Annotated in this window: 5 protein-coding genes and 1 pseudogene; 3 read left to right on the top strand and 3 right to left on the bottom strand. The window is 70.5% G+C overall.

The features are described from left to right. The 3 genes and pseudogenes from SYNGFB01_RS09715 to SYNGFB01_RS09705 form a co-directional block, all read right to left on the bottom strand. Nucleotides 1-1,277 (bottom strand): annotated as a pseudogene (locus tag SYNGFB01_RS09715) (transglycosylase domain-containing protein); the annotation flags it as partial. A gap of 61 nt (nt 1,278-1,338) precedes the next feature. Then, nucleotides 1,339-2,319, bottom strand: a complete 981-nt coding sequence (gene chlG / locus SYNGFB01_RS09710; protein WP_072061604.1) for a chlorophyll synthase ChlG — start codon at nt 2,317-2,319, stop codon at nt 1,339-1,341. Between the two features lie 38 nt (nt 2,320-2,357). After that, nucleotides 2,358-2,573, bottom strand: a complete 216-nt coding sequence (locus SYNGFB01_RS09705; protein WP_048017866.1) for a DUF2862 domain-containing protein — start codon at nt 2,571-2,573, stop codon at nt 2,358-2,360. Between the two features lie 88 nt (nt 2,574-2,661). On the opposite strand from SYNGFB01_RS09705, the gene hisF reads away from it, so the two are divergent. The 3 genes from hisF to glyQ form a co-directional block, all read left to right on the top strand. Then, nucleotides 2,662-3,453 carry an imidazole glycerol phosphate synthase subunit HisF gene (gene hisF, locus SYNGFB01_RS09700; protein ID WP_048017865.1) on the top strand — a complete coding sequence of 264 codons (792 nt, stop codon included), beginning with the start codon at nt 2,662-2,664 and terminating at the stop codon, nt 3,451-3,453. A 398-nt stretch (nt 3,454-3,851) separates the two neighbouring features. Further along, on the top strand, nt 3,852-4,577 hold the full coding sequence (locus SYNGFB01_RS09695) for a ubiquinone/menaquinone biosynthesis methyltransferase (RefSeq protein ID WP_048017867.1): 726 nt from the start codon (nt 3,852-3,854) through the stop codon (nt 4,575-4,577). Between the two features lie 67 nt (nt 4,578-4,644). Beyond that, the coding region (gene glyQ / locus SYNGFB01_RS09690; RefSeq protein ID WP_048017864.1) for a glycine--tRNA ligase subunit alpha at nt 4,645-5,201 on the top strand (557 nt) is incomplete at its 3' end.

The raw sequence follows: 5,201 nt of genomic DNA, 5'->3' as shown, positions 1-5,201 counted from the left end.
GGCGATCACCTTGTCGAAGCCCAGCTCCTGCAGCAGCCCCACCGCCACCACGTTGAGCGAGTTCTGCAGGGCGCGCGCCAGGGTGACGCTGCCGTAGTAGCGGTTGCCGAAGTTCCTGGGGCAGTAGCCGCGGAAGCAGCGGGCCGAATCGCGCACGATCCGCTCCGGCAGCATCCCCTCCTTCAGGGCGGTGAGATAGACGAACAGCTTGAAGGTGGAGCCCGGCGAGCGCAGCGCCTGCACCGCGCGGTTGAACTGGCTTCTGTTGAAGTCGTTGCCGCCCACCATCGCCCGCACCAGGCCGGTGCCGGGCTCCATCGCCACCAGGGCCCCCTCCATGGCGCCGGGCGTGTAGGCATCGATCGCCTTCTGGGCCTGGTCCTGCCAGGCCAGGTTGAGGCTGCTGCGCACGGTGAGGCCCCCACCTCCAGCTGCTCCTTGCTCAGCACCCGCGGCAGCTCCTGCTGCACCCAGCTGCTGAAGTAGGGCGCCCGGCTCACCCAGTACTTCGGTTCGGCCGGCTTGAGCGCGAGGGGGGCGGCCTCGGCGGCCTCACGCTGAGCCGCGCCGATGAAGCCCGCCTCCTCCATGCGCCGCAGCACCACCTGGCGCCGTTGCAGGGCCAGGTCGGGATTCACCAGGGGTGAATACACCGAAGGGGCCGGCGGCAGACCCGCGATCAGGGCAGCCTCCGGCAGGGTCAGCTGATCGGGAGTCTTGGAGAAGTAGATCCAGGCGGCATCGGCCACGCCATAGGCGCTCGAGCCCAGATACACCACATTGAGATACTCGGCGAGGATCTGCTGCTTGGTGAGCTGGCGCTCCAGCTTCCCCGCCAGCGCCGCTTCCTTGAGCTTGCGCATCAGGGTCTGATCCTGGCTGAGAAACACCGTGCGGGCCAGCTGCTGGGTGATCGTGCTGGCGCCCTCCTGCACCGAGCGCTCGGTGAGGTTGCGCACCAGGGCGCGGGCGATCCCCGCCGGGTCGATGCCGCCGTGCTGGTAGAAGCGGCGGTCCTCCGCGGCGATGAAGGCCTGCTCCACCAGCGGCGGCACCGCGTTGCTGCTCAGTTTCTCGCGGGTGGCCGGCCCGATCTTCTGCACCACCTGCCCATCGGCCGAGAGGATCGTGAGCGTGCCGGGGCGGTTGAAGGCGCTGATGCCGCGGGCATCGGGCAGCAGGGAATCGATGCCCGCCACCAGCGCGGCCTGGCCGAGCGCCACGCCGCTGCCGATGGCGGCAGCCAGAAGGCCAGCTCGCACAAGGCTGCCGCGCACCGGCTGGGGGCGACGCGGAGCCCTGGAGGCGGGCGCAACCGGTGTGGCGGCGCGGCTCACATCAGGTCACCAGGGCACTGTGGCCGATCGCCAGGNCCGTCACCAGCATGCCGAGCACCAGGAAGGGCTGGNCGCTGNCCTGGTACTTCACATCGANGGCCACCGGATCGCGCAGCAGCCAGATGTCCTGAANGGTGATCTGGGGAATGATCAACAGCACCAGCAGCACCGCGGCCCGATGCTGCCCGATGGTGATCAGCACCGCCACCATGGCGAGCTGGAACACATCGATCATGGCGGCGCTGATCCAGCTGGCCCGCTCGATCCCGAACACCACCGGCAGCGACTGCAGGCCCAGGGCCCGGTCGCCTTCCACGCTCTTGAAGTCGTTCACCACGGCGATGCCGAGCCCCGCCAGGGAGTAGGCCAGGGTGAGGATCGCGGTGGTCCAGGTGAGCTGGCCGAACAGGGCCTGGCCGGCCCACCAGGNCAGGGCGATGTAGCTGGCGCCCAGGGCGTAGTTGCCGAGCCAGCCGTTCTGCTTGAGCTTCAGCGGCGGCGCTGAATAGATGAAGCTCACCAGCGAGCCGCCCAGGGCCAGCAGCAGCAGCACCGGCGTGGTGTGGCCGGCCCAGCGATCCAGGCCCCAGGCCACCGCCAGGCCCGCCAGCAGCAGCACCCAGATCTGCAGCTTCACCTGCGCCAGGGGGATGGCGCCCGAGGGGATCGGCCGGTAGGGCTCGTTGATCGCGTCGATCTCGCGGTCGTAGTAGTCGTTGATCGTCTGCGTGTAGCCGGCCAGCAGGGGACCGCTCATCACCATGCAGGCGATCGAGGCGCCCACCTCCGGCAGGGTCCAGTGGAAGTTGCCCGAGGCGGCGGCGCCGCACAGCACCCCCCAGATCAGGGGGATCCAGGTGACCGGCTTCATCAGCTGCAGCCGGATCTTCCAGATGTTGCTGCTGCCGGCGGCCCCTTTCATGCCCAGCAGCTGGCGGGCGGCCGATCCGTTGGCGGCCTCCGGATTGGGACTGGCGCTCACGGGCGGGGCTGTGTCGGGCGCGTCGTCAGCCAAGGCGATCAGGCAGCGGAGATCTCGTCATCGAAGAACCACACCTGGCTGCCGTTGCTCAGCTGCACCACCACGCCGATGCCCTGGCCATCCACGGTGCGGAAGCCGGTGACCGTGCCGGTGGGATCGGCCTTGAGCGCCTCGATCATCTCGGCGGGGATCCGATCCCGCACCCGCGTGATCCGAACCTTGGATCCGACGTTGATCGTGGCAGCCTGGGACATGGCCGGCGCGACTGAAAAGTGGCGCAACGCTAACAGCGAGCCAGCCCCCTTCCCCGCCAGTCCTGCCCTCGCCTCGTCTCGCCTCGCCATGGTCGCCAAGCGGATCATTCCCTGCCTCGACGTGGCCGAGGGTCGGGTGGTGAAGGGGGTGAACTTCGTGGGCCTGCGCGATGCCGGCGACCCGGTGGAGCTGGCCTGCCGCTACAGCGAGGCCGGCGCCGATGAGCTGGTGTTTCTCGACATCGCGGCCAGTCACCAGGGCCGCGCCACCCTGGTGGATCTTGTGCGCCGCACCGCCGAGGCCGTGACGATCCCGTTCACGGTGGGGGGCGGCATCAGCACGGTGGAGGGCATCACGGAGCTGCTGCGCGCCGGTGCCGACAAGGTAAGCCTCAATTCCAGCGCCGTGCGGGATCCGCAGCTGGTGGCCCGCGGGGCTGAACGCTTCGGCTGCCAGTGCATCGTGGTGGCCATCGACGCCCGCCGCCGCGAGGCGGCCGCGCCGGGCTGGGATGTGTATGTGAAGGGCGGTCGCGAGAACACCGGCCTCGACGCGGTGGCCTGGGCCCGGCAGGTGGTGGAGCTGGGGGCCGGCGAGATCCTGCTCACCTCGATGGATGGCGACGGCACCCAGGCCGGCTACGACCTGGAGCTCACCCGAGCGGTGGCCGATGCGGTGGAGGTGCCGGTGATCGCCTCCGGCGGCGCCGGCTGCATCGATCACATCGCCGAGGCCCTCGATGGCGGCCCGGCCGGCGGTCATGCCGCGGCGGCACTGCTGGCCTCCCTGCTGCACGACGGAGTGCTCACCGTGGAGCAGATCAAGACCGATCTGCTGCGCCGCGGCTTGCCGATCCGGCCCCTCGCGGCAGCCTGTTAAGCCTCTTTACACTTGGTTTCAACCGATCGTTGTCGCTCACCGCGGCGGTGCCCGCCGCTTCCCCTCCCCCCACCCCGTCCAGCCCACACCGTCGCCGCCTCCCCAGCCTTGTGACAGTCCTGTTCGGTCTGCCCACCCCGATGTTCACGGCGCTCGCCCTGCTGATGGTGCTGGCCGTGGTGGCCCTGGTGGCCTGGGCCCTGCAGCTCATGCAGGCGGCCACCGACCGCCAGGAGTTCTCGCTGATGCTCGCCGGCTGCATGGTGTGCTCGGCCGCCGTGGGACTGGCCACCGTGATGGTGCTCACCCTCACCGGTCCGGACCGCACGGTGGCCGGTGCGATGCTCCAGGCCCCCGATCCCGCCGGCGTGAGCTCGATTCGATCGTGCTGCCCTGGGATGGGCAGCTTTAGGCCCGGCGACCCCGTCGCCGTCTCCCAGCTGTTCGACCAGATCGCACCCCGCTACGACCAGCTCAACGATCTGCTGAGCCTGGGTCTGCACCGCGTCTGGAAACGTCAGGCGATCGCCTGGCTGCGGCCCCGCGCCGGCCAGCGCCTGCTCGATCTCTGCTGCGGCACCGGTGATCTGGCCCTGGTGCTGGCGGAGAAGGTGCGCCCCGGTGGCCTGGTGCTCGGGCTCGATGCCGCCGCCGCCCCGCTGGCCGTGGCGGCCCGCCGCGCCGCCGCCCGCCCCTGGCTTCCGCTGCAGTGGCGCCAGGCCGATGCCTTGGCGACCGGGCTGGCCGAGGGCTGGGCCGATGGCGCCGTGATCGCCTACGGCCTGCGCAATCTAAGCGACCCCGGCGCCGGTCTGGCCGAGCTGCGGCGCCTGCTGCGTGCTGGCGGTCGCGCCGCCGTGCTCGACTTCAACCGCCCCGATCCGGCCGCCGGCCCCCCGCTCGGGTCGTCGCCACCGTGCAGCTGCCTGGCGCTGCGCCACGTGGTGGTGCCGACCGCCGCCGCCGCCGGCCTGCGCGACCACTACGCCTATCTGGAGGAGAGCCTGCGGCGTTTTCCCACCGGGGCGGACCAGGAGCGGCTGGCGCGCTTGGCCGGGTTCGCACGGGCCCGCCATCGCCCCCTCGGCGGCGGGCTGATGGGTCTGCTCGAGCTGCTGGCCTAGCAGCCCGCCTTCAGACTGACGCCAGCCGGCAGCGACAATCGAGCGCTGCGCACCCTCTGGCCCGCCCGTGCACTTCCAGGACATCATCAGCACCCTGAACCGGTTCTGGGCGGAGCGGGGCTGCCTGATCCTGCAGCCCTACGACACCGAGAAGGGCGCCGGCACGATGAGCCCCCACACGGTGCTGCGGGCGATCGGTCCGGAGCCGTGGGCGGTGGCCTATCCGGAGCCCTGCCGCCGCCCCACCGACGGCCGCTACGGCGACAACCCCAACCGGGCGCAGCACTACTTCCAGTACCAGGTGCTGATCAAACCGAGCCCCGAGGGCATCCAGGAGACCTACCTGGCCTCGCTCGAGGCCCTGGGCATCCGCGCCGCCGACCACGACATCCGCTTCGTGGAGGACAACTGGGAATCGCCCACCCTCGGCGCCTGGGGCGTGGGCTGGGAGGTGTGGCTCGACGGCATGGAGGTGACCCAGTTCACCTATTTCCAGCAGTGCGGCGGTATCGACTGCCGGCCGGTGTCGATCGAGATCACCTATGGCCTCGAGCGCCTGGCGATGTATCTGCAGGACGTGGAGAGCATCTGGGAGCTCAGCTGGAACGCCGCCCGCAGCTACGG

It is taken from the genome of Synechococcus sp. GFB01 (assembly GCF_001039265.1).
Taxonomy (GTDB): domain Bacteria; phylum Cyanobacteriota; class Cyanobacteriia; order PCC-6307; family Cyanobiaceae; genus NIES-981.
Note: the sequence above shows the minus strand (reverse complement) of the source record. Positions and strands in the feature narration are given on the sequence as shown.

Excerpts from the sequence above, each read along its gene's own strand:
- SYNGFB01_RS09705 (WP_048017866.1), bottom strand. The coding sequence starts at position 2,573 with ATGTCCCAGGCTGCCACGATCAACGTCGGATCCAAGGTTCGGATCACG.
- hisF (WP_048017865.1), top strand. The coding sequence starts at position 2,662 with ATGGTCGCCAAGCGGATCATTCCCTGCCTCGACGTGGCCGAGGGTCGG.
- SYNGFB01_RS09695 (WP_048017867.1), top strand. The coding sequence starts at position 3,852 with ATGGGCAGCTTTAGGCCCGGCGACCCCGTCGCCGTCTCCCAGCTGTTC.